This is a genomic window from Klebsiella sp. GW_Kp182 (assembly GCF_040062275.1).
Lineage (GTDB): Bacteria > Pseudomonadota > Gammaproteobacteria > Enterobacterales > Enterobacteriaceae > Klebsiella > Klebsiella michiganensis.
The window spans coordinates 317,774-339,853 of sequence record NZ_JBEAFQ010000002.1 but is presented as its reverse complement, the minus strand read 5'-3'; the positions used below and the strand labels follow the sequence as shown (position 1 = coordinate 339,853).

The window sequence follows — 22,080 nt, the reverse complement described above, 5'->3', positions numbered from 1 at the left end:
AGGCGTTTAACCTTAGTCACCAACATCGATACGCTACATCTTATTCCAAATTATTATATATGATGCCTTTTAGGGCATAGTGAAAACGTATCGAAAACATCTCCATTTTGCTGGATATCTCTCATACTGCAATGGTCAGCTTGATGACGTATGGAGCATGGAAGATGAAAAACCCCACGTTACTGCAGTGCTTTCACTGGTACTACCCCACCGGCGGCGAGTTATGGCGTGAAGTCGAAGCCCTGGCGCCAAACCTCAACGAAATCGGCATTAACATGATTTGGTTGCCTCCTGCCTACAAAGGCGCCTCCGGCGGCTACTCTGTCGGTTATGATTGCTACGATCTGTTTGACCTCGGCGAATTCGACCAGAAGGGGTCTGTCGCCACAAAATATGGCGATAAAGCCCAGCTTCTGGCCGCCATATCCGCCCTGCGCCAGCACGATATCGCCGTACTCCTTGACGTAGTGGTCAACCATAAAATGGGCGCGGATGAAAAAGAGCCGGTACGTATTCAGCGGGTTGATCAAAACGACCGCACGCAAATCGCCGAGGAGATTGTGGAATGTGAAGCCTGGACGCGCTACACCTTCCCGGTACGCGCCGGCAAATACTCTGAATTCATCTGGGATTATAAGTGCTTCAGCGGCATCGACCATATTGAGAATCCTGATGAAGATGGCGTGTTTAAAATCGTCAACGACTATACCGGAGAGGGATGGAACGATCAGGTTGATGATGAAATGGGTAACTTCGACTACCTGATGGGTGAAAATATCGATTTTCGCAATCGGGCGGTAACTGAGGAGATTAAGTACTGGGCCCGCTGGGTGATGGAACAGACCGGCTGCGATGGCTTCCGCCTCGATGCGGTTAAACATATCCCCGCCTGGTTTTATAAAGAGTGGATTGACCACGTCCAGGAGGTGGCGACAAAGCCGCTGTTTATCGTGGCGGAATACTGGTCGCATGAAGTCGATAAGCTCCAGCAGTATATCGACATGGTTGACGGTAAGACGATGCTCTTTGACGCGCCGCTGCAGATGAAATTCCATGAAGCCTCGCGGCAGGGACGCGACTATGACATGAGCCAGATTTTTAGCGGCACCCTGGTGGAAGCCGACCCGTTCCACGCCGTAACCCTGGTGACCAACCATGATACCCAGCCGCTGCAGGCGCTGGAGGCGCCGGTTGAGGCCTGGTTCAAACCGCTGGCTTATGCGCTCATTTTGTTACGTGAAAACGGCGTTCCGTCCGTCTTTTATGCCGACCTGTTCGGCGCCAGCTACGAAGATACCGGCGGCGACGGCGAGACCTACGCCGTTGAGATGCCGGTTATTGAGCAATTACACGAACTGATCGATGCCCGTCAGCGTTTTGCTCACGGCGTACAAACTTTGTGGTTCGATCATCCGAACTGTATCGCTTTCAGCCGCAGCGGTACCGAAGAGGATCCGGGCTGCGTGGTGGTGCTTTCCAACGGTGACGACGGAGAAAAAACGCTTCCTCTGGGGGAAAACTACCGTAATAAACGCTGGCGTGATTTTCTCGGCAACCGCGAGGAAGTGATTGAAACCGACGATGAAGGAAACGGGGTTTTTACCTGTAACGGCGGCAGCGTCAGCGTCTGGGTTATCGAAGAGGTGCTATAAAATACAGAGAAACACCGCGGGCTGAGAAGGGTTTCAGCCCGCAAAAAGCTTATTGCCCGCTTTTATCAGCCGAGGCCTTTTTCCATGCCTGTTCACACTCCGGGGTGAGACGATCCACCCGCTTGAGCGTCATCCGGTCGTAGCTCAGGGTATCGCCTTCGCGCTCAATCGGATAAACATCCAACGCGGAGGTGACGTTATAAACCGCATCATCACGCTTCATTAATTTACCCGGCAGGACGATAACCCGCTGCCACTGGCGACAGTCAAGGGTATTGCCCTCTTTGGTGACGATCAGGCTCGCAATCGCATCCGGGCTCATCATTTCACTCTGCGGGCCGGCCGATTGCCAGTATCCTTCCAGCCCAGCCGGCGCTGGCGCTTTAACAACCTCGCTGTAGCTATCAACCTGAACACACCCGGCCAGGGCCAGCAGAGCGCCAGCAAACACTATCTTTTTCATCATCCATCCCACACACCGATAAAAAAACATTGTGGCATTAAAGCGTTAAGCTCGCCACCCTTCGCGATTCGGCAACAGCGCAGCAGGGCGAACGTCGGGCATACCCAATATGGTAAAAAATAGCCTTCAAATGTTAAGTTATTCTAACCCATCGAATAAAACCCATAAATCAGCAGGTGTTATTTTAACCATTCAATATAAGGATAATCCTATTTTAAAAAACCGCTAAAATGGCAAACTTATATATGACGGGTATTTATTGTTTTTATTTCCTCCACATAGCGATTTGTAGCCTTTACTTTGAGAATATTCCTGGCAAATTATGGGGCTTATTACGGAATAGTTCAGGCTGCCTAATGGTTCCACGGCAGCAGTCGTTTTTTATTGCTAACAAAATGGACTTCATCGCGCTTGTCAGCGAGGAATAAATTATCGTTACGTGTTGATTGAGGATGGGTCATGTCAACGATTATCATGGATTTGTGCAGCTTCACCCGGCTGGGATTAACCGGGTACCTGACGGGCAGAGGGGTAAGGAAGCGCAATATCACTGAAGTACACAGTGCGCCGAGCCTGAAGGCTCTCTGCGAGACTAGCCGCCCGACGGTGGTATTTATCAACGAAGACTGCTTTATTCATCATGAAGAGAGCAACCAGCTTATCCGGCAAATCATTAGCCAGTATCCTGCGACGCTATTTGTTATCTTTATGTCGCTGGCGAATATACATTTCGATCACTACCTGCTGGTGCGCAAAAACTTACTTATCTGCTCTAAATCACTGACCGAAAAAGACCTGGACGACATCCTTGCCATCCGCCTGAAATATGAGAACTATCGTCCCACCCGGATTAATATCCCCACGCTGTCCTTAAGCCAGACCGAATCAAATATGCTGCAGATGTGGATGGCCGGGCACGGAACCTCGCACATATCAGCGCAGATGAACATTAAGGCCAAAACCGTCTCATCGCATAAGGGCAATATTAAAAAGAAAATTCATACCCACAACAAACAGGTGATTTATCATATCGTACGACTGGCTGAAAACATCACCTCCGGAATTCACGTCAACCTGCGTTGAAAGACGCTGGCGGCCGCTGCCGCCAGTTCACTTGAGGCAAATCACTCGTCCCGCTCAACGAAAATACCGTCGGGATGACCGTTCTCATTAAAAAACCAGATCCCGAGCGGGTAATCTTCCAGCGAAACCAGATACATTACGCCTTCGCTAAACGACTCTATCGCCAGTACAACACCCGATCGACGTGGGCCACCATCGGTCTTCACCGTGACACGATCGTTTACCTGCATAACTCATCTCCTCTATTTTTGAGCCAGTGTAGAACAAAACTGCCGATCGCGCAGTGTCCTGCCCGGTAACTGCTGTTTTTGTAGACCGACTATACTTAAATAGCCCTGTCTGAGTTAAGCGAGGTACCCGCAATGAAAACCGCCAAAGAAAATCAAGGCGCAGGAAGCGTAGACGTTGACGCCCTGCTGGCGGCGATTAATGAAATCAGCGAAAGTGAAGTTCAGCGTACGCAAGACGATCCCCACCACGTCAGTATTGATGGCCGGGGTTACCACACCTGGCGCGAGCTGGCTGAGGCCTTTGAGCTCGATATCCATGATTTCAGCATCACGGAAGCCAACCGCTGAATTCTGAGCGAAAAAAATCCCGACTCGCAGGAGTCGGGATGAAGCTTGCTAATGCAAGAAGCACTTGAAAATTCGTTACACCAGGATATCCGATGCGCTACAAACATTACCCTCAATTATTTTGCATGACAACAAACATTCATGAAGCAAATTATTGAAAAATGTGGCTTACCTTCCCCCTCACGCTGGCAACGCTCGCCAGGCAAGGACTGCAGACATTTGTTCTTCCACGAACGTCCGATCGCCGCCAAACGTTTTTTAAGAATAATCTCACTAAAATAACCGTAGTGGATGATTTCAATTCAATTTATTTACATGAGGAATTAATTTCACCCTTCGGCGCAGACCCGATCGCGTCCGTTTTGCTTGGCCAGATACAGGCGATGATCGGCAACAGACTGCAAATTTTCAAAGTTATACTCACCCGAATCCTCGCTACAGCTCACCCCAAACGAAGCGGTAATACGCAAAGACGTGCTGTTACCCAGCAAAATTTCGCGGCTATTGATCCGGATACGGATCCGTTCAGCAATCGCCTTCGCTTCTTTTAACGCGGTATTCGGCAGCACAATACAAAACTCCTCCCCGCCAACTCTCCCCGCAAGATCGCCTTGCCGAATATGGCTGGCGATAGTACTCGCCACCAGCGACAGCACGCGATCGCCCGCGTGATGGCCGTACAGGTCGTTAACGCTTTTGAAATAATCCAGATCGAGCTGAATCACCGCAACGGGCCGCTTTAAACGCTCGCTCAGGCGAGTTTCTGCAGTGGCGCGTTCAAACAGCGCGCCGCGGTTTAATAGGCGGGTTAACGCATCGTGCCAGGCCTGCCACTCCAGGGAGGTCTGCAGCACGCTCATATTGCGCACCATTCGGCGGATCACCAGCCAGGAGATCATCAACATCAGCGTGAACATGAGCCACATCAGCATTAAAGCAATGGTGATGCTGCCAAAGTCACCGCGGACGCCTTCCCGGATCGTATGGATACGGATCAGTACCCCATCAAAATTGCGTAAGTTTTCCCAGCTGATATAACGCGTGACCAGGCGAATCCCTCCCTGATTCTCATGAGAAGACGCGCGGCTCAGCATCTCCTGTTCCCGCGGCGACAGCAGCGTTAGTACGTTGCCCGGCGCGGAAGAGGCAATCAAATTGAGCTGATTATCGTAAAGCTGGTACTCGCCCTCTTCGCCCGTTTTAATCGCATTGACCAGAAACGTTTTCATCTCTTGTACCGAGAAATCCATTGCCAGTACGCCGAGCCAATAGCGCTGGAAATCAAGCGGAATAGACGCCGTCACCACCTGCATTTCGCGCTGCGACGCCTCATCGGGAAAGGTTTGCCACACGATGCCGCGAGCAGGATTATTCCTCTGCGTTTGCCGGGTAAACCAGGGGGCGCTTGTCGCCCGCGAATACAGCGCCAGCGCCTGTGTCGCATTCTTCAGCGGCTCGGTGGTGGTAAAAAAGCCATTGCGCGACACGTACAGCATACGTTTCGCAAAACGACGGTTGTTATTAGCCAGACGCAGCATATAGCCCAGCTCAAGAGTGGCCATGAGCTCATTGCCGGAAAAGGAATTATCGCGAGAGAGAAGCGCGTCGCCGTCGACAAATGCATCGGCAACGCCATAGACCGGCAGCGTCCGCCGGTTATGAATCTCAACGGACCAGAGGGGATCATGCCGCTTTTTTAAATAATCCTCTTCCGCCTTGCGCAATACGACAAAATCCAGCGGCGTTCCCAGCGCCGATTGCATCCCGTTACGAAAAAAAATCATTCTGTCGATGTTAAACTGCAGCAGGCTGTCGAACTCATGGGAAACGTTTTCAAGATTATTGCGCTGGTTTGCGACGTAGGCTTCTTCAAGGACCTTGATCTCACGCCATATCAACAACGTGGAAAAGCAGAAGACGATAAAAAAACAGAGGTTAACCACATATCCGGGGCTTAAAATCTGGCGCAATTTTTTCACCCACATCAGCTTATCCATCGTTTTCTCGCAGCACGGTTAAAGAAGCAAACGTCATCCACGCTCCCTGTTCGTAAAACAACCATTAATATGAAAGCGCCCGACGAATGCCGGGCGCTGATAACGGGTCAGGAGCGGTTCAGCTTCCCTCCCCCTCCGCGAATAAGTTCATCTTCACGAAACGCCTCGCGCTTAACGCCGTAACCGTCATACCAGCGACATTCAACCATGCCGTTGGCGAACCCGGTAACGACCATTCGGGGGCCACCGCTTTTACGCCTGACTTCATCACTGACCAACAAGACCATTTTTGCCTCCGGTATCAGGAAGAAACAGATTTAACATAGACGAAGCTGAACCACTTTGCATGACCAGGAGCACATTTACTTTGCCGGACGACGCAGAGCAGCAATCGCTTTCACTCCAGCCAGCACGATGGCGCCAATGATGAATCCCAGCACCAGGTTGGCGCCCGTTGGCAGCAGCGAGGCAATGACCCCGTTCTGCCCATGGGCCAGATTTTCAATAGCGTGGTGCAGTGGCGCAATACCGTGGACTACAATACCGCCGCCCACCAGGAACATCGCCAGAGTGCCAACAATGGACAACACTTTCATCAGACGGGGCGCGATCGCCAACAACGCCTTGCCTGTCCACTGCGCCAGCGAGCTGGTTTTCTCCACCAGCCAGTAGCCCATATCATCCAGCTTGACGATGATCCCCACCAGACCGTAGACCCCCACCGTCACCAGAAGCGCGATGCCGGATAAAATCAGGATCTGATTCAATAACGGCGCTTCCGCCACAATCCCAAGCGTGATGGCGACAATTTCAGCCGACAAAATAAAATCGGTGCGTATCGCCCCTTTCACTTTATCCCGTTCAAAAGCCATAGGGTCCTGGTTCGCCAGGGCCTCAAGCCGCCGCTGGCGAACCTGCGGATCCTCCTTGTGTTTGCGCGCCTGCAGGCTGTGCAGCACCTTCTCGACGCCTTCAAAGCACAGAAACGCGCCCCCCAGCATCAGCAGCGGCGTAATCGCCCACGGAATAAAAGCGCTGATCAACAACGCCAGCGGCACCAGGATGACTTTATTGATCAATGAGCCTTTGGCTACGCCCCAGACTACCGGCAGTTCGCGGTTGGCCCGCACGCCGGTGACCTGTTGAGCATTAAGCGAGAGATCGTCTCCCAATACGCCTGCCGTTTTTTTTGCTGCCAGTTTCCCCATGACCGAAATATCATCGAGCAACGTGGCAATATCATCCAATAAGGTTAATAGACTACTTCCCGCCAAAATTGCATTCCTTCATTTATGATTGTTCCTCCTGAAGTATGAAGCAAAAGCGCTTTTTCGCCCACCGGTGTCCATAGTCAACAAAAATTTAACCATAGCAGGCGAATTAAAGCGCTCGCCAGCACGATAGTTTTCACGTTTACTATACGTCCCCTTTCTATCTCTGCACCGTCGTGAGGAAGTATGTCTACCCGTCAGCTGTTACCGCTCATCGGGGCGCTGTTTGCGCTGTATATCATCTGGGGTTCCACCTATTTCGCTATCGCCGTCGGCGTCGCCAGCTGGCCTCCGCTGATGATGGCTGGCGTGCGTTTTCTTTCCGCGGGCGCGGTGCTAACTGCCTGGCTGCTGGCAACCGGTCATAAGCTGCCTGCGCGAAAGCCGCTGCTTAACGCGGCGCTGATTGGTGTGCTGCTGCTGGCGGTAGGTAATGGCTTTGTGACGCTCGCCGAACATCAGCACGTGCCTTCAGGCATTGCGGCGGTCATGGTCGCGACGGTGCCGCTGTTCACCCTGTGTTTTAGCCGCTTTTTTGGTATTGCGACCCGTAAGCTTGAGTGGTTGGGTATCGCTATTGGCCTCGCGGGGATCGTACTGCTCAACAGCGGCGGCAACCTGAACGGTAATCCCTGGGGCGCGCTGCTGATACTTATCGGTTCAATGAGCTGGGCTTTTGGTTCCGTCTACGGCTCGCGAATCGAGCTTCCAACGGGGATGATGGCGGGCGCCATTGAGATGCTGGCGGCTGGCGTCGTGCTGATGATTGCCTCCACGCTAACCGGAGAAAAATTAACCCAGATGCCGTCGTGGTCCGGTATTTTTGCCGTCGCCTATCTGGCTATCTTCGGTTCGCTTATCGCCATTAACGCGTATATGTATTTGATTCGTAACGTAACACCGGCGGTAGCGACCAGCTATGCCTACGTAAACCCGGTGGTCGCCGTACTGCTGGGAACCGGCTTTGCCGGAGAAAGCTTATCTGCCGTAGAGTGGCTGGCGCTCGGGATTATCATTTTCGCGGTCATTCTGGTGACGCTCGGCAAATACCTGCTCCCGGCGCGTCGTGAAATTACATCCTGTAAGGCGCAGAAGTAACGTCCAGCACACCTATGCCCTGAGTATCGATCTGCGCGCACTGACCGCCGCCGCAGATCCACTCTTCCAGCCGTTCTCCCAGCGCGTCGTCATTGAGCTTCTTTCGCCCGCGCAGCGCGCACTCCCAGACCACCAGCACCCGCCATCCCTGCTCCGCCAGTCGCCCGATATCCCGGCGATCGCGCGCCACGTTTTTGGCTATTTTATCCAGCCAGAACGCGGTTCTTGTGGCGGGAACCTTGAACAGATAGCAATCATGATGATGCCAGAAGCAGCCGTGGGTAAAGATAACGCACTGATAGTCCGCCACGACAAAATCCGGGCGGCCGGGCAGCGCGGCATCCTGTACGGTAAAAGAGAATCCGGCGCCCGCCAGTAGCCCAGCCAGCCGTTTCTCTATTGCCGTATCGCGGGTGCCTATCGCGCGCATGTTTTTACTGCGGGTGGCTTTATCGTGAACGTCGGCCATGGTTAATCTCTTGCTCACGCCTGGCAACCGCTTGTTCAATACGCGGCGCCAGCAGCTTCGCCACCGCCGCAAATACCGGCACGACGACGGAATTGCCAAACTGGCGATAGGCCTGGGTATCCGAGACCGGAATACGGAAGCGATATCCCTGCGGCGTCTCAAAACCCATAAGCCTCGCGCACTCGCGGGGCGTCAGCCTGCGCGGACGACGAAGCTGGTTTTCAGGGTCATCAAAATGCTTTTCGCCCAGAGGCCGATCCCAGCCCCGGTCAATGAGGATTTCCGCGCCATCTTTGTAATAGCGCGCAGAGAGCGTTCGCGCCACGCTGTGCGGATTCGTTGGGTCGACGAGCCCGTAGCCAAAACCGTTCCCCCGCTCCTGGTGCTTACGCGCGTAGCGATAGAGATACTTCCACAGCACCCTGGTGAGAATAAATTTGTCGTCAACCGCGGGCTCCAGCAGCTCGCCAAAGGTCGGCCGGCGAGTGGGATAGAGAGCGGCGATATCGCGCAGGGTAAATCCCTCATGCAGCTGGAGATCGCGCCGGAAACCCACCAGCACAATACGCTCCCTGTGCTGGGGTAAAAAATAGCGCCCGTCGATGACTTTAGGGTCATCCGCCCCGGTATGCGCCGCGTCGGCAACCTCGTACCCCAGCTCATCCAGCGTCTGCATAATGATACGAAACGTCCGCCCCCGATCGTGACTCTTCAGGTTTTTGACGTTCTCCAGAACAAAAATCGGCGGCTGACGGGCGGCGATAATCCTGACCACGTCAAAAAACAGCGTCCCCTGCGTTTCGCAGGCAAAGCCGTGAGCGCGACCAAGGGCATTCTTCTTCGACACGCCGGCGAGAGAAAACGGCTGGCAGGGGAAGCCGGCCAGTAAAACGTCATGCTGCGGGATAGTCTGGCGTATATGCTGCGCGGCTTCTTCCTCGCTCACCTCAGGGAGATGGCTCAAAGTCACATCGCGGATATCTTCATTGAAACGATGCTGCTCAGGATCGCAGTACCAGTTGGCTTTATAGGTGCGCACCGCATGTTTATTCCATTCGCTGGTAAACACGCATTGCCCGCCAATCGCTTCAAAACCGTGGCGAATACCGCCGATACCGGCAAACAGATCGACGAAGCGAAACCCGTAATGCGGATGATGCACCGGCGGCTCCGGCAGGAGCGTGCGCAGGTGGGCCTGCTCCTGGCGGGTGATACGACCTGCCGCGCGCGCTACCGTCGCAACGCGCTTGAGGATAGCCGGGCTCCAGTGCTGCTCGCCGACGGCAATTAACTGCGCGACCAGCGTTTTGACATCGTATATCGCCATTAGCTGACGCAATAGCGCCTGCGCGTCTTCTCCGGTATGTTCAACCTTCAAAGACGGGGGATTTTCCTTGGATAAATTTTGCGCCATAACCTCAACCAGCCCGACTATTTTTGCAGAGGTTACCATAAATAGCGCGGCCAGTTTTATGCTAGTGGATCAAAGCGCTGCAAAACCTCAGCATCAAGCGCCATCGGCTCTCCGCGAAGCTCTGCGCTCAGCTTGGCCATAAACTGCACCAGAAAACGCGCATTGTGCACCGCCATTGCCCTGCCCTTTTCTGTCTGCATCGTTTTCGGTAAACGCAGCAGCTTGCACTGGAAGTGATCCAGCGCATACGTTTTGTCATCCAATTCCCGCCGGTCAGCAAAGGGATCGCGGGCATCAAACAAGCTATTATTCAGCGCGCCGGACACCGCAAATACGCGCGCCAGCCCTATCGCCCCCAGCGCCTCAAGGCGATCGGCATCCTGGACGATTTTCGCTTCTTCACTTTGCGGTGCAATTGCCGCGCTAAAACTGTGGGCTTCAATCGCGTGTAAAACCGCCGCGTAGCGTTCCGGGGGGAAATCAGGAAAAGCGGACTGAAGGATAGCCAGCGTTTTTTCCGCCGCCATCGCGGAAGAACGGCTTCGCTCAGGATGGTTTTTCGCCAGGCTGACAATGTCATGAAAGTAGCAGGCAGTGAGGATCACCAGGCGGTCGGCAGCGGTCTCTTCGGCCAACTGCTGCGCGGTAGCCCATACCCGGCGGAAGTGTGAAATATCGTGAGCAGCATCCTCTTGCCCGTGATGTTGGCTTAGCCAGGCTTCAAATCGTTGCTGCCAGTGATAAAGGTCCATGCGCGTTCCTTTGATATAAGGCCAGCAACGAGCATAGCAATTTTAATCGTGATGTTCATACATCTGCGGATTAGGACGCGTGTACCAGGCGATCGCCCCGAGGAGGGTCCCGACAATACCCAACACAAGAAAACCCAGCAGCGCGCCAATCCATTTTCCTGCCGTTGAGCCGAGCTCGCCGTCAATCGTCGCTCCGGGCACGCTTTCAATCTTCCCGACAACCCACCAGTAACGCGCCATCGCCCACAGGAAATAGCCGCAAAAGGCGTAAAATGCCCACAGCGCCAGTTTCCCGCCAGGACTTCTTTTCGCTTTATCTTCCATTCATTTGTTCTCCATCTACTTCACAACCCCTATCACCCACCGGTAAAAAATGTGATATTGGTCACATTATATAGCGAAAACGCCTGCAAAACAGCAGATCCCTCTCTCACGGGTTCGATTTTGCGCACTGGTAGGGAGCACGACCCTATCGCCTGCTACATATAGTCAATGAATTCATTTCGTTTTTAAATAATACAAATTAATGAATATAACTGAATTTCTGAGACCATATTCACCCCCACCTTCCCTGCCTCAAATATCATATTTGCTTGCTCGCCCTTCGCTTTATCTTTACAGAAAAGCGGCGGCAATAAGAGATTGAGAAATAAACATATAACATATAAATACAACCCCGCAATTCATAGAGCACATGAAGCTTATGGACAACAAAAATCATACAAAACCAATCATAAACCAATGTTATTAAAAGACATAAACACAATAAATAAATTTTCAAACACCAATACAATTTAAATATAATGAATAGAACAGAAACCTTTTGTAATATTAGATATAATTTAGTTACATTTTTAATTTAAAGAAAAATGAACTTCGTCGTTAGTATTTAATAGTCACCCCGGAAGGAATGACACAATTCATATTAATTATAATCAAAAGGGAATATATAATGAAAAGAAAAGTACTGGCAATTCTGGTTCCAGCTTTATTAGTTGCTGGCGCGGCTAATGCAGCAGAGATCTATAATAAGAACGGCAACAAACTGGATTTCTACGGCAAAATGGTTGGCGAACACATCATGACCCATGATGGCGGCAACAACAACTCTGACGATACCTCCTATGCGCGTTTCGGCGTCAAAGGCGAGACCCAGATTAGCAATGAACTGACCGGCTATGGCCAGTTTGAATACAACATCAAAGCGGACAAACCGGAAGGTCAACAGGGCAGCGCTACTCGTTTAGCATTCGCCGGTCTGAAATTCAGCGACTACGGTTCATTCGATTATGGTCGTAACTACGGCGTGGTTTATGACGCGGCGGGTTACACTGATATGCTCGTTGAGTGGGGTGGTGACGGTCTGGTTTACACCGATAACTTCATGACCGGCCGTACCAACGGCGTAGCAACCTACCGTAACACCGACTTCTTCGGCATGGTGGATGGCCTGAACTTTGCTCTGCAGTATCAGGGTAAAAACAACGATACCACCGCGAAAAAATCAAACGGCGACGGTTTTGGTTTCTCCGTTAACTACAACTTTGACGGCTTCGGTTTCGTTGGCGCCTACAGCAACTCTGACCGTACTGATGAACAAGCTGCGGACCGCAGAGGCGAAAAAGCTGAAGTCTGGAACCTGGCGGCTAAATACGATGCAAATAGTCTGTATGCATCAGTCATGTACGGTGAATCCCGTAACATGACTCCGCTGGAGAAAACGACTTTTGGCAGCTTTGCCAATCACACCCAGAACATCGAAGCCGTTGTTCAGTATCAGTTTGATTTTGGCCTGCGTCCATCCCTGGGCTATGTCTACGCGAAAGGTAAAGACCTGGGCGCCAAAGAAGACACTAATGCGGATATCATGAACTACGTTGAATTGGGTGCCTGGTACTATTTCAACAAAAACTTCAACGTTTACACCGCATACAAATTCAATCTGATCGATGATGAAGACGCGGCGGTAAGTGGCGCAGCCACCGACGATCAGTTCGCCGTGGGTATCACCTACCAGTTCTAAGACTGCCTGGTTAATCTAAAGCCCGCCTCGTGCGGGTTTTTTCGTTTTTACCAACGACTCCTCGTCCTGCATCGCGAATATCGCTACACGGCAGAAAGATGAGGCGTTGCGATCTATCAACGATTGCTCCGCAGTAAATCATGAAGATGATAATTATAGTCCCTTCGAGGCGTGATATCCTTTGTGACGGGAGACGTTGGAAGAAAATTACGTCATCATGCAAATGATATAATTAACAATAAAAAACAAAAAACTCACAATATTTTCACTCCCCGCCCTCAGCCCTATCCGGGAGATTTAAACTGTTTTTTCTTCTTGAGCGCAGCAACGTCCGCGCATAAATACCGTAACAGTAGACAAGTTAATACCGCAGCTCTGCCTGATATGACCGCACCAGAGCTCACGCCTCCGATTGCTTTCCGGCTTTTATATCGCCGCCATTCGGCATTATCATATCCATACAAGCTCGGCCAGAGAAACGTAAAACAATACCCGACGTGGAATATGTCCACGGTAATAAAAACCCAGGTTGACACCGACCACGAGTTGGCGTCAAATACTTATATTCCAGGGGCTCATTGCTTATATCGACCGTGCATTCAGTCTCTTAACCGCCCCTTTGCAAAATTGATGTAAATCAATAAATGATTAATTACACCTTGAAAAAAAATATATCCAGAGAAGCGTTCAGGTACATTATCGTTGGCCTGGCAAATACAGCCATTACGGCAGTTGTTATATTTGGCCTGATGCATGTCGGCGTGGGAGTCTACCTTTCAAATGCAACAGGTTATGTCGTTGGTATTATTTTCAGTTTTGTTATGAATGCGAAGTTCACTTTCTCAACGACATTAAGCCCCCTGAGATTTATCAAATTCCTGTCTACATGCGCTTTTTGTTACATTTTAAATTTAATAGCAATGAAAGTTTTTTTCATCGTCATACCTAATGCTATTTATACAGCGCAAGTTGTAGGCATGGTGATTTACACAACAGCTGGTTTTATTCTAAACAAATACTGGTCAATGAAATGAAAGAAATTAATATAAACCACACGAGGAGCAAAATACCTTCGTTAGCAATCGTTGTTCCTTGTTATAATGAAAAAGAGGCCTTTCCATACTGCCTGGAGGGGCTTACCACGGTATTACAAAACCTCCTCGAAAAAGAAAAAATCGCTCGAAATAGTTATATCCTCTTTGTCGATGATGGCAGTAAAGACAACACCTGGGAACAAATTAAATCCACATCACAGGAAAAGTCATTCGTCCGCGGTCTGAAATTATCAAGGAACCGGGGCCATCAGATCGCCCTGCTGGCGGGGTTGGCAAACGCGGATACGGACGTTACCGTAAGTATTGATGCAGACTTACAGGATGATATAGGTTGCATTGAGGAAATGATAGACAAATATAATGAAGGATTTGAGATTATTTATGGCGTACGCGACAACAGGAGTAGTGACTCAGTATTCAAAAGGGCAACAGCCAATAAATTCTATTCTCTGATGTCAGGGCTGGGTGTCAATCAGGTTCCTAACCATGCGGACTTCCGGCTTCTTAGCCGTACAGCGTTGACAGCATTAAAAGATTTTAAAGAACAAAATTTATATTTAAGGGGGCTAATTCCGCTGTTGGGTTATAAGTCCAGCAGCGTTTATTATAGCAGAGATGAAAGGGTTGCAGGCGAATCAAAATACCCCTTAAAAAAGATGGTAGCACTGGCGTTAGAAGGAATAACGTCTCTGACAATTACCCCATTACGTATGATCGCTGCCGCTGGGGTTGCCACATGCCTTCTATCTTCACTTGCTGCAATCTATGCCTTCATTGAGAAGCTCCTGGGAAATACCGTTGCGGGTTGGACATCGGTAATGATTGCGATTTTCTTCCTTGGCGGTGTCCAGATGCTTTCTTTGGGGATAATTGGCGAATACGTTGGGAAAATATATATGGAATCCAAAAATCGGCCCAAATATTTTATCGAAGAGGTAGCAAAACACGAAATGAGAGGCGAGCAATGAACACTGAGGACGAACGGATGACGTCTTACTCTAAAAAAATTATTGCAATGTTTTACCTCGCGGCAATTTTCTTAGTTTATAGCCCAACGATTATATTTAGTTACGCATTTTCAGATGACTGGTCGACACTTTCCGATGTTTTTTCAGGGAAAGGCTCTCCGTTTCAATGGGATATGCAATCCGGCAGACCCTTGTATGCCGTTGCCAGACGACTTGCCTTTACGCTAGTTCACAATATCGATGACCTTGCCTATCTTAGATTTTTTACCGTAATATCGGTATTTATGCTTTGCTTTTTCCTTTTTTCATTTATAGAAAAAAGAAACATATTCGAGCGTAAAATAACAACGATCGTATTCCCTTTATTAATATGCCTGACGCCCGCAGTACAGGTTTATAATTCCTGGGCGACATGTTTCCCTTTTGTACTCTCCATACTCCTTGCCGGAATAAGTTATGCGACATTAAAACCGATCAATAAGAAAACGACAATTATAAGATTTGCAGCATCCGTCATTATTTTATGGTTTGCATTTGCCATATATCAACCAACGGCGATGGCATTTTTATTTTTCGTCATGCTTGATAACTGTCTGAAAAAAGACAAACCCTTTTCCATCAACATTGTTTTAATCAGTGGCGCAGCTTTATTTATCGGCATGCTTGGCAGCCTGCTATTTTCAAAATTTATACCTGTATGGTTATATGGCAGTTCAATTGCACGTGCCGAGTTAACTAATAATCCACTTGAGAAATTACGATGGTTTATAAAAGAACCGTTGATTAACGCTATCAACAACTTTAATATAACTCCAGGCACCTTTTTCACAACGCTCTCATTAATAATTTGCGCAATAGGTTTACTTTCAATAATAAAAGGCAAATCAGGCCCGATTAAGGTTCTTATGTTTATTATCATGGGGATTGGCGCCTACTCTCCAAACTTATTAGTCAAGGAAAACTGGGCTGCATATAGGTCACTGATAGCACTGGAATTCTTCACATGCGCTCTTATTATTATTGGGTTAGATGCCTTGACAAGCAAACTCAACATAGCAAAAAAAGCGCTACCCATATTGACGGTATTCGCGATGATCGCTGCATCATACAATATCTTTAATGGTTTCATTATCCCACAAAAATCGGAGTTAAACGCATTAGCCAGCGCGCTTTCCTACAAGGTGGGGAAAACATTTACAGGGGATGTTCTTTTTGACATCCAAGATCCTGCCTATAACGCCTTTACTAAAACACAACGTTATGACGAGTTTGGCAATATTTCCCTTGCGGCTCCCTGGGCTATCAAGGGGATGGCGGAGCAAATCTTAATTAGCAAGTCAATGCATTTCAGGCTTCCCGATAATGTTATTCTGACGGCAAAGGAGCAATGCGCCACTGATTGCATCATTATAAAAACGGGCGATGCGATGAGGAGTTCAACCTCCAACTATTGAAACTTTTCGCCACCCCGCATACCGGTTTATGATCCCGCGCCAGATCCGCGCGGGATAGTTTTTATCCCGGCAGCTCGGGCCTGGGTCATAAGTCTCTCTATCACCTCACAGCACTCGACGGTCAACCATGCTTCCAGTGCTTTTCTGAGTTCGCTTCTTTTCATCCATCATCCCCTCTCTTGAGGATATCCTTACAGAATCCGGGTGTAGCAAGGGCAGTTAACTGCTTTGTTATCTGTGATGCAAGACGGGCTAAGCTATTGTAAAGAGTGTGAGCTTGTGAACTAAAGAGGATAAAAGTGGATGCCCAACAAGAGGCAACATGGTAAAAAAGACAGCGTTAGAGGCGAGAAAACAGAGCGATAGAAAGAAATGTTAATGCAGGGATTTATGCAGGGCAAAATCAAAAGCGCTTTGCGACTGACTGATTTTGTTGAATAGTGGCGGAGAGAGGGGGATTTGAACCCCCGGTAGAGTTGCCCCTACTCCGGTTTTCGAGACCGGTCCGTTCAGCCGCTCCGGCATCTCTCCGCTGTTGAGGTTGCTATAATGCCAGGTTCTTTGGCATTTTAATAGTTCCTGTCTCTTTTATTCAGTTCAAGTGACGACTTTGCGAGCAATATGATGTTTAAATGGCCCTGGAAAGTAGATGAAGAGTCCGGCAACGCGGAAATCCCCTGGGAAAAGGCGCTTGCCATCCCTGTATTAGCCAACCTCTCCGACCATGAGCAGCAGCAGCTGGCGCAAATGGCATCCCGCTTTTTGCAACAGAAGCGTCTGGTTGCATTACAGGGGCTGGAGCTCACTCCCCTACAGAGCGCACGTATCGCGCTCCTGTTTTGCCTGCCGGTTCTCGAACTGGGCATCGAGTGGTTAGATGGTTTTCACGAAGTGCTTATCTACCCTGCCCCCTTCGTTGTCGACGACGAATGGGAAGATGATATCGGCCTGGTGCATAGCCAGCGAATCGTGCAATCAGGGCAAAGCTGGCAGCAGGGGCCCATTGTTCTAAACTGGCTGGACATTCAGGACTCCTTCGACGCTTCCGGTTTCAATCTGATTATTCATGAAGTGGCGCATAAGCTGGATACCCGCAATGGCGATCGCGCGAGCGGCGTGCCGTTTATCCCCCTGCGCGAGGTGGCTGGCTGGGAACACGATCTCCATGCTGCCATGAACAATATTCAGGATGAGATTGATCTGGTCGGTGAAAGCGCCGCCAGTATTGACGCCTACGCGGCCACCGATCCTGGCGAATGTTTCGCCGTACTCTCTGAGTACTTCTTTAGCGCGCCAGAGCTGTTCGCCCCGCGTTTTCCCGCGCTTTGGCAGCGTTTTTGCCTGTTCTATCGCCAGGATCCGCTGGAGAGATTACGTGAGAATACCCCACCGGATGACGGCAATAGCCCGGCAGTACACTAAAACAACGACCTGCACTAAATTTAGCCATTTGAATCAGCAAGTTAAATTTAATGTTGACACAAAAATCCGAGACCAGTAGTATTCGCCTCGTTCACACAATTCCTCTGTAGTTCAGTCGGTAGAACGGCGGACTGTTAATCCGTATGTCACTGGTTCGAGTCCAGTCAGAGGAGCCAACTTCTTGTTTTCATGCATCTTCACGAATCTTTATACGATTTAGATTCAACAGGTTAGCGTGAAAAGTCTTCCTGATGCATTTTCATTTTCCCCTCCGCATCGGGCAAGATTGGTAGTCTGATTTGGGGTCATTTCAGTTTGATTATGGAGTGACCACCCTATGCCACTGAACGACACTAAAATCCGCAGCTTAAAATCATCCGCTAAACCTTTCTAAGTTTCCGACTCTCGTGGCCTGTACCTTTTAGTCAATCCAGGCGGTTCAATAATTACGTTGAATTTACTGAGCGGTGCTGAGCTTCGCGCAAGCCGATGCAATACGCCGCCCGGCTTCAGCTACTGTAGCGTTATCGGTGGCAATCGATAAGCGGAAATAGGGCGACAAGCCGTATGCGCTGCCGCCAACGCCGGACACGCCGCTTTCCAGCAGATAATCCAGCACGTCAGCTTCGTTTTCGATTTTTGCCCCGTCAGGCCGGTAACGTCCGATTAATCCGGCGCAGCGGCAAAAGACAAAGAAACCGCCCTGCGGCACCCGCAACTCCAGCCCGTCAATATTCGCCAGAATGTCGGTTATCACATCGCGCCGTTGTTGATATGCCGCAACCTGTGGTGCAATAAAATCCAGCCCGCCGTTAAAGGCTGCAAGCGCAGCCGCCTGACTCACCGAACTGGCACCGGAACTGATTTGCGACTGCACCACGGTCATGGCGGTAATAAGCGCCTTCGGCCCGGCACCGAAACCAATCCGCCAGCCGGTCATCGCATAAGTTTTGGATACGCCGCCCACCAGCAGGCTACGCGCCTGAAAATCATCGGCCACGTTGAGCAGATTCTGATGTTCACAGCCATCAAACAGAATCTGCTCATATAAGTCATCGAGCATGACCAGCACCTGCGGATGCCCGCGCAGGACGGCGGCCAGCGCCTGTAATTCAGCGGTAGAATATACCGCACCGCTCGGGTTTCCCGGATGATTGAGTACCAGCCAGCGGGTACGCGATGTAGTGCTGGCAGCCAGTTGTTCCGGCGTCAGTTTGTAACCCTGCTCCAGATGGCATTCGATAAACACCGGCGTGCCGCCGTTAAACCGCACGCTGTCCGGAAATGTCGGCCAGTACGGCACCGGTACAATCACTTCATCGCCATCATTAAGCGTGGCGGCAAAGGCATTGAAAATGACCTGCTTGGCACCGTTGGCAATAATGATGTCTGCAACAGCGAATTCCAGCCGGTTTTCCCGCTGTAATTTCTGCTGCACCGCCTCACGCAACGCCGGAATCCCCGGCGTCGGCGTGTATTTTGTTTCGCCACGCGCAATCGCCTCGTATGCTGCCTGTTTGATGTGATCGGGTGTATCAAAATCCGGTTCGCCAGTGGTGAGATCCAAAATATCCACCCCGGCTCTTTTCAGTTCATTGGTGCGCTGTTTCGCCGCCGCATTGGCGGAAAGAGACACGCGCTGAACGCGGTCTGACAAAGAAATCGTCATCGTAATTTTCCAACGCTAAAGTTAAGTCTGAGGGTTAAAGTCAGGCTCAGGCAGACCGAGGTTTTCACGCAGCGTGCTGAATTCGTATTCTTCACGGAACAACCCACGGCGACGTAATTCGGGGATCACCAGCTCAACAAACAGCGAAAGCTGTTCCGGCATCACTGCAGGCATGATGTTGAAACCGTCTGCTCCGCCTTCTTCCAGCCAGTGCTGGAAATCATCGGCGATATCTTCCGCCGTACCGACCAGCACGCGATGCCCACGCGAACCGGCAGCAATTGCGGCCAGTTCACGTAAGGTCAGATTTTCGCGATATGCCAGATCGGTCAGCAGTTTCACACGGCTCTGATTACCTTCACCGGCAGGCACATCCGGCACCGGCCCGTCGAGCGGAAACACGCTCAGATCCATATTAAAGCGAGTGGACAGCTGGCGGATGCCGTTATCAATATCCACCAGCGAATTCAGTTCGTGCCAGGTTTCGCGCGCCTCTTCCCGCGTGCGGCCGACAATGGGCATTACACCCGGCAAAATCAGCATATGCTCCGGATTACGTCCGGCCTCTTTCACCTGCTGTTTCTGCGCACGGTAAAATGTTTGCGCTTCTTCCAGCGTTGCGGCAGCGGTAAACACGACTTCGGCGGTGGCCGCTGCCAGTTTCTGGCCGTCAGCGGAAGAACCCGCTTCGATAATTACCGGACGCCCCTGCGGCGAACGGGTAATATTCAGCGGCCCCTGTACCTGAAAATACTTGCCCTGATGGTTCACCGGATTGATTTTCTCATTGACGAAATACTGACCGCTGGCATTGTCCGGCTGTACCGCCCCTTCCTGCCAGCCTTCCCACAGTTTGAACGTCACCTCGAGAAACTCATGCGCCACGGCGTAACGTTCGGCATGCGCGGGCATATCGTCACGGCTGAAATTACGCGCCACGTCCGTTGAAAACGACGTCACCACGTTCCACGCCGCCCGGCCGTGGCTGATGTGATCGAGAGAAGAAAAGCTGCGTGCCAGATTAAACGGATCGCTGAATGTCGTTGAAGCCGTGGCGGCCAGCCCGATATGGCGGGTTTGTACCGCCAGCGCCGACAGCAAGGTCAGCGGTTCAAGCCGCGCCATGGTGGACGGTAAACGGTAGACGCTGGTCGCCAGGGCATCGCCGATGAAGAACATATCGAATTTACCCTCTTCGGCTTTTCTGGCGATCCACGTCAGCCAGTCGATATCGGTCGGCGAACCGAGGTTTTCAGTTAAGCGCCAGCCACTGACGTGATGCCCGAGCGGCTGCACAAACAGACCAAGACGCAATTTACGCGTGTTTTCTGAAGAAGATGAAGAAGAGGTCATGGCGTTATCCCTGAGAATAATGATGAACTTCAGTTGCCCGCAGGGCTTTTTCGATATTTTCCGCTGCCACTGAGAACGGCAAACGGTCGGCATTTTCGGTGGAGAATTTCACTTCGCGGGCAATGGCCGCGATGATCGTGTCCCGGTCGCCATTCAGTGGCGGCAGTGCCAGCGGCGCGCCATATTCACGCAACAACCCCAGCAACTGCAGCTCCGGCTGGCCGTTATAGCTTTCCATCAGCGACTGCACCAGCAACCCGAAACCCACTTTCTCGCCGTGCAGCCAGTCATGCAATTCCGGCTGATGGGTGAAACGGTTGTGGATCGCGTGCGCCACGCCCGGCGCGGGGGTTTCATCGCGCATGCTGTTAGCCATACCTGCCACCGCGATATTAGCGTCGATAACTTTCATCAGCGCCGGCGTGACTTCATGACGGGCGTTGTCTTTCACCGCCTGAGCGCCATATTGTTCAAAGACGTCCACCGCCAGTTGTGCGGCCTGCACTTTCAGGTTCAGCGCCAGACTGTCGTCGCTTTTCTGTTTATACGGGCGGAATTCGTACCATTTAGCCAGCGCATCCACAATGCCTGCTTTGAGATAACGCACATCGTTTTGCGCAATCACATTCGTGTCGACCAGCAGCATAAGTGGCATACGCGACAATGGCTGGCTGCGCACATGCCCGCCGTGCTCATTATAAATGATGCTGACCGGCGACCAGGCGGCGCAGGTCGCGGCAACTGTCGGTATTGTCACCAGCCCGACGTCGGTCAGCAGGTTCGCCACCGCTTTGGCACAATCAAGCACCCGCCCACCGCCAATGCCCAGCACCAGCGTGGCGTTTTGTTCCCGCACGCTGACCAGATGTTTTTCGATAGCCGCATCGGTGCATTCCGTGGTGAGAAAATTGACCTGCCAGCGAATACCGGCTGCCTTCAGGCTGGTTTCCAGTTGCGGATTCACCGCCCGCCACGCTTTCGGGCTGGTGATGATCGCGATATCGGAGGAATGAACGGCAAGCAGCTCACCGGTACGTGAAAGCAGGCCGGGCTGATGATGATAGGTCTGCGGTGATTTTATGGCGAACACATCGATGCCCTGTATTTGTCGTCTGGTTAAAGAGAAACTGCCCGTAATTAAACAGGAATTTGATATGGGATATATTCAAGTGTTATTAAAAACATCCTACGAGAATTGAAAAAATTAACAAAGTGCTAAGTGGGGATCCTTATTAACTTATTCTCAATAGCATAGATTGATTTTTGCTATAGTCGATAAACCCCTTGCATGCTGTGCTGGATCAAAGAAATGATAGTGTCAGGCAGGGCTAATTTAACGCAATGAAAACAGACGCATCT

21 protein-coding genes and 2 tRNA genes are annotated in these 22,080 nt (G+C 50.8%); 10 read left to right on the top strand and 13 right to left on the bottom strand.

Annotation, left to right across the window (positions count from 1 at the left end):
* Positions 1–164 precede the first annotated feature (164 nt).
* Positions 165–1,652, top strand: coding sequence for an alpha-amylase (amyA, locus tag ABLU88_RS03700; protein WP_025106105.1), 1,488 nt, complete (start codon positions 165–167; stop codon positions 1,650–1,652).
* Positions 1,653–1,701: 49 nt separating this feature from the next.
* Here the strand turns inward: amyA and yedD are convergent, their stop codons facing one another.
* On the bottom strand, positions 1,702–2,118 hold the full coding sequence (gene yedD, locus ABLU88_RS03695; protein ID WP_161505342.1) for a lipoprotein YedD: 417 nt from the start codon (positions 2,116–2,118) through the stop codon (positions 1,702–1,704).
* 456 nt (positions 2,119–2,574) lie between these two features.
* On the opposite strand from yedD, the gene rcsA reads away from it, so the two are divergent.
* Positions 2,575–3,198 carry a transcriptional regulator RcsA gene (rcsA, locus tag ABLU88_RS03690; protein ID WP_348836164.1) on the top strand — a complete coding sequence of 208 codons (624 nt, stop codon included), beginning with the start codon at positions 2,575–2,577 and terminating at the stop codon, positions 3,196–3,198.
* 41 nt (positions 3,199–3,239) lie between these two features.
* Here rcsA and dsrB read toward each other — a convergent pair whose 3' ends face one another.
* Positions 3,240–3,428 carry a protein DsrB gene (dsrB, locus tag ABLU88_RS03685; RefSeq protein ID WP_004136599.1) on the bottom strand — a complete coding sequence of 63 codons (189 nt, stop codon included), beginning with the start codon at positions 3,426–3,428 and terminating at the stop codon, positions 3,240–3,242.
* Between the two features lie 132 nt (positions 3,429–3,560).
* Between dsrB and yodD the strand changes: the two genes are divergently transcribed.
* Entirely contained in the window at positions 3,561–3,776 is a 216-nt protein-coding gene (yodD, locus tag ABLU88_RS03680) for a YodD family peroxide/acid resistance protein (protein WP_014229881.1), read from the top strand.
* A gap of 329 nt (positions 3,777–4,105) precedes the next feature.
* On the opposite strand, the gene dgcQ is transcribed toward yodD, so the two are convergent.
* The 3 genes from dgcQ to ABLU88_RS03665 all read right to left on the bottom strand — a co-directional run bounded on the left by dgcQ (position 4,106) and on the right by ABLU88_RS03665 (position 7,047).
* Complete coding sequence (dgcQ, locus tag ABLU88_RS03675; protein WP_348836163.1) at positions 4,106–5,773, bottom strand: cellulose biosynthesis regulator diguanylate cyclase DgcQ; 1,668 nt, start codon at positions 5,771–5,773, stop codon at positions 4,106–4,108.
* Positions 5,774–5,880: 107 nt separating this feature from the next.
* The gene (locus ABLU88_RS03670; RefSeq protein ID WP_025106102.1) at positions 5,881–6,060 is read right to left on the bottom strand and encodes a DUF2158 domain-containing protein; all 180 of its coding nucleotides are present in this window, start codon (positions 6,058–6,060) and stop codon (positions 5,881–5,883) included.
* A 75-nt stretch (positions 6,061–6,135) separates the two neighbouring features.
* The gene (locus ABLU88_RS03665; protein ID WP_004852222.1) at positions 6,136–7,047 is read right to left on the bottom strand and encodes a DUF808 domain-containing protein; all 912 of its coding nucleotides are present in this window, start codon (positions 7,045–7,047) and stop codon (positions 6,136–6,138) included.
* A gap of 183 nt (positions 7,048–7,230) precedes the next feature.
* On the opposite strand from ABLU88_RS03665, the gene yedA reads away from it, so the two are divergent.
* Complete coding sequence (gene yedA / locus ABLU88_RS03660; protein ID WP_046878069.1) at positions 7,231–8,142, top strand: drug/metabolite exporter YedA; 912 nt, start codon at positions 7,231–7,233, stop codon at positions 8,140–8,142.
* Here the strand turns inward: yedA and ABLU88_RS03655 are convergent.
* The 4 genes from ABLU88_RS03655 to drpB are packed head-to-tail and all read right to left on the bottom strand — an operon-like array spanning position 8,117 to position 11,101.
* Positions 8,117–8,611, bottom strand: a complete 495-nt coding sequence (locus ABLU88_RS03655) for a very short patch repair endonuclease (RefSeq protein ID WP_049079898.1) — start codon at positions 8,609–8,611, stop codon at positions 8,117–8,119. The two genes, yedA and ABLU88_RS03655, sit on opposite strands and share 26 nt — an antisense overlap.
* Positions 8,592–10,025, bottom strand: coding sequence for a DNA cytosine methyltransferase (locus ABLU88_RS03650; protein WP_048261048.1), 1,434 nt, complete (start codon positions 10,023–10,025; stop codon positions 8,592–8,594). The genes ABLU88_RS03655 and ABLU88_RS03650 overlap by 20 nt, the downstream gene beginning before the upstream one ends.
* Positions 10,026–10,081: 56 nt before the next feature.
* Positions 10,082–10,777 carry a phosphohydrolase gene (locus tag ABLU88_RS03645; RefSeq protein WP_014229888.1) on the bottom strand — a complete coding sequence of 232 codons (696 nt, stop codon included), beginning with the start codon at positions 10,775–10,777 and terminating at the stop codon, positions 10,082–10,084.
* A gap of 42 nt (positions 10,778–10,819) precedes the next feature.
* Positions 10,820–11,101, bottom strand: coding sequence for a cell division protein DrpB (drpB, locus tag ABLU88_RS03640; RefSeq protein WP_004852229.1), 282 nt, complete (start codon positions 11,099–11,101; stop codon positions 10,820–10,822).
* Between the two features lie 628 nt (positions 11,102–11,729).
* On the opposite strand from drpB, the gene ABLU88_RS03635 reads away from it, so the two are divergent.
* The 4 genes from ABLU88_RS03635 (at position 11,730) to ABLU88_RS03620 (ending at position 16,277) form a co-directional block, all read left to right on the top strand.
* Positions 11,730–12,800, top strand: a complete 1,071-nt coding sequence (locus ABLU88_RS03635) for a porin (protein ID WP_025106098.1) — start codon at positions 11,730–11,732, stop codon at positions 12,798–12,800.
* A gap of 644 nt (positions 12,801–13,444) precedes the next feature.
* Complete coding sequence (locus tag ABLU88_RS03630) at positions 13,445–13,834, top strand: GtrA family protein (protein WP_049069769.1); 390 nt, start codon at positions 13,445–13,447, stop codon at positions 13,832–13,834.
* Positions 13,831–14,823: a glycosyltransferase family 2 protein gene (locus ABLU88_RS03625; RefSeq protein WP_323733609.1), complete on the top strand. Its 993-nt coding sequence runs from the start codon at positions 13,831–13,833 to the stop codon at positions 14,821–14,823. The genes ABLU88_RS03630 and ABLU88_RS03625 overlap by 4 nt, the downstream gene beginning before the upstream one ends.
* Positions 14,820–16,277, top strand: coding sequence for a glucosyltransferase domain-containing protein (locus tag ABLU88_RS03620; protein WP_057174023.1), 1,458 nt, complete (start codon positions 14,820–14,822; stop codon positions 16,275–16,277). The genes ABLU88_RS03625 and ABLU88_RS03620 overlap by 4 nt, the downstream gene beginning before the upstream one ends.
* Before the next feature lie 441 nt (positions 16,278–16,718).
* Here ABLU88_RS03620 and ABLU88_RS03615 read toward each other — a convergent pair.
* Positions 16,719–16,808: transfer RNA gene (locus ABLU88_RS03615), tRNA-Ser, on the bottom strand.
* A 90-nt stretch (positions 16,809–16,898) separates the two neighbouring features.
* On the opposite strand from ABLU88_RS03615, the gene mtfA reads away from it, so the two are divergent.
* Positions 16,899–17,699 carry a DgsA anti-repressor MtfA gene (gene mtfA, locus ABLU88_RS03610; RefSeq protein WP_161505340.1) on the top strand — a complete coding sequence of 267 codons (801 nt, stop codon included), beginning with the start codon at positions 16,899–16,901 and terminating at the stop codon, positions 17,697–17,699.
* A 100-nt stretch (positions 17,700–17,799) separates the two neighbouring features.
* Positions 17,800–17,875: transfer RNA gene (locus ABLU88_RS03605), tRNA-Asn, on the top strand.
* 281 nt (positions 17,876–18,156) lie between these two features.
* Here the strand turns inward: ABLU88_RS03605 and ABLU88_RS03600 are convergent.
* Genes ABLU88_RS03600 through ABLU88_RS03590 form a run of 3 tightly spaced genes read right to left on the bottom strand, consistent with a single transcriptional unit; the run spans position 18,157 to position 21,811 of the window.
* A complete protein-coding gene (locus tag ABLU88_RS03600; RefSeq protein ID WP_025106094.1) occupies positions 18,157–19,368 on the bottom strand; it encodes an aminotransferase class I/II-fold pyridoxal phosphate-dependent enzyme in 1,212 nt (403 codons plus the stop codon).
* A 21-nt stretch (positions 19,369–19,389) separates the two neighbouring features.
* Positions 19,390–20,721 (bottom strand): LLM class flavin-dependent oxidoreductase, encoded by a 1,332-nt coding sequence (locus tag ABLU88_RS03595; RefSeq protein WP_025106093.1) that lies wholly within the window; start codon positions 20,719–20,721, stop codon positions 19,390–19,392.
* Between the two features lie 4 nt (positions 20,722–20,725).
* Positions 20,726–21,811, bottom strand: a complete 1,086-nt coding sequence (locus tag ABLU88_RS03590) for an iron-containing alcohol dehydrogenase family protein (RefSeq protein WP_048260960.1) — start codon at positions 21,809–21,811, stop codon at positions 20,726–20,728.
* Positions 21,812–22,080: the final 269 nt, after the last annotated feature.